2 protein-coding genes are annotated in these 1839 nt (G+C 68.8%); one reads left to right on the top strand and one right to left on the bottom strand.

The genetic code is table 11. The annotated features are described in order from the left end of the window. Positions 1-581: ABC transporter substrate-binding protein (locus tag A612_RS06245; RefSeq protein ID WP_019373655.1), on the bottom strand; the 581-nt coding region annotated here is incomplete at its 3' end. Positions 582-785: 204 nt separating this feature from the next. Here A612_RS06245 and pstS point away from each other — a divergent pair. After that, positions 786-1826 carry a phosphate ABC transporter substrate-binding protein PstS gene (gene pstS / locus A612_RS06240; RefSeq protein WP_040436232.1) on the top strand — a complete coding sequence of 347 codons (1041 nt, stop codon included), beginning with the start codon at positions 786-788 and terminating at the stop codon, positions 1824-1826. Positions 1827-1839: the final 13 nt, after the last annotated feature.

The raw sequence follows: 1839 nt of genomic DNA, 5'->3' as shown, positions 1-1839 counted from the left end.
TGCAGCTGCTGCTGCAGGCCCGGGTGGGCGAAGACCACGCCCGCCTGCTGCACGCCCATCGCCGCCAGCGAACGCACGGCGTGGCCGATTTGCGCCTGGTAGCCGGGGAAGATGCTGAACACGGTGTCGCCCTCGTCCTGCCACTGGCGGTGCAGCCAGGGCGCGGCCAGCGCCAGGGTGCCGCCGCCGGCTTGCAGCTGCGCCACGGCTGCGGCGGCACTGTCCCCGGCGCAGCCCGAAAGCGCGACGCAGGCCGGATTCTGGTGCGCCGCCTGCCAGGCGGCCTGCATGGCGGCGGGCGAGCCGTCGGTCTCCAGCACCAGGTGCTGCACCGGCTGGCCACGCAGGCCGCCGCGGGCGTTCAGGTCCGCCCAGGCGGCCCGCGAGCCGATCAGGAAGTCGCGGCCCACATCCTGGTGGCGGGCCGACAGGTCGACGATCTGCGCCACGGCGATGGAGCGCCCCTCCTGCGCCAGCGCGCGGGGCAGGGCGCCGGCCGCGGCGCAGGCGCCGGCGGCACGCAGTAGCGTGCGGCGGCCCGGGGCAGTGGGTGTGGACTGGAACGTGTGATGGCGGAACATGGTTTTTCTCCCGTGCGGTGCGCGCCGGCATCGGCGGCGGCGGGAGACTACGCAGCGCCTGCGACAGCCGTGTGACAGGGCCGCGGCGCCCGTTCCGGGAGGGAAAAAACGCATTTGTGACGGTCGCGCTCCATGTCACGCACCTGTCACAAACGGCTTCTACATTGCCGGCATAGCGTTTTTTTCAACCAAGAGGTCTCTTCCATGAAACTCTCCGCGATTCGGGTTCTGGTGTCTGGTGTAGTGGCGATGGGCGCTGTCGCAAGCGCCTGGGCCCAGCAGGAAGCTACGGGCGCCGGCGCCAGCTTCCCCGCGCCGCTGTATTCCAAGTGGGCCGCCGACTACAACAAGGCCACCGGGGTGAAGATCAACTACCAGTCGGTGGGCTCGGGAGCCGGCCTGCGCCAGATCGAGGCCAAGACGGTGGACTTCGGCGCCTCCGACGCGCCCTTGAAGGACGAGGAACTGGCAGCCAAGGGTCTGGTGCAGTTTCCCACCGTGATCGGCGGCATCGTGCCGGTGGTCAACATCCAGGGCCTGCAGCCCGGCCAGCTCAAGCTGAACGGCCAGGTCATCGGCGACATCTACCTGGGCAAGATCACCAAGTGGAACGACGAGGCCATCCGCGCGCTGAACCCCGGCGTGAACCTGCCTGACGCCACCATCGCCCCGGTGCGCCGCGCCGACGGCTCGGGCACGACCTTCGGGTTCACCAACTACCTGTCCAAGGTGAACGCGGAGTGGAAGACCAAGGTGGGCGAAGGCACGGCCGTGAACTGGCCGGTGGGCGCCGGCGGCAAGGGCAACGAGGGCGTGGCCGCCTTCGTGGGCCGCCTGCCCAACTCCATCGGCTACGTGGAGTACGCCTACGTCAAGCAAAACAAGCTGACCTACGCGCAGATGCAAAACAGCGCGGGCAACTTCGTCTCGCCCGACGAGGCCTCCTTCAAGGCCGCCGCCGCGGGGGCCGACTGGGCCAAGAGCTTCTACCAGATCCTGACCGACCAGCCCGGCAAGGACGCCTGGCCCATCACCTCCGCGACTTTCATCCTGATGCACAAGAAGCAGGACAAGCCCGCGCAGGCCGCCACGGCGCTGAAGTTCTTCGAGTGGGCCTACAAGAACGGCGACGGCACCGCCTCCGAACTCGACTATGTGGCCATGCCCGAAAGCGTGAAGGGCGTGATCATGAAGTCCTGGGGCGACATCAAGGACGCCTCGGGCCAGCCCATCGCCCTGAAGTAAGCTGACGCGCCGG

The organism is Melaminivora alkalimesophila (assembly GCF_000282995.1).
Classification (GTDB): Bacteria; Pseudomonadota; Gammaproteobacteria; order Burkholderiales; family Burkholderiaceae_C; genus Melaminivora; species Melaminivora alkalimesophila.
Note: the sequence above shows the minus strand (reverse complement) of the source record. Positions and strands in the feature narration are given on the sequence as shown.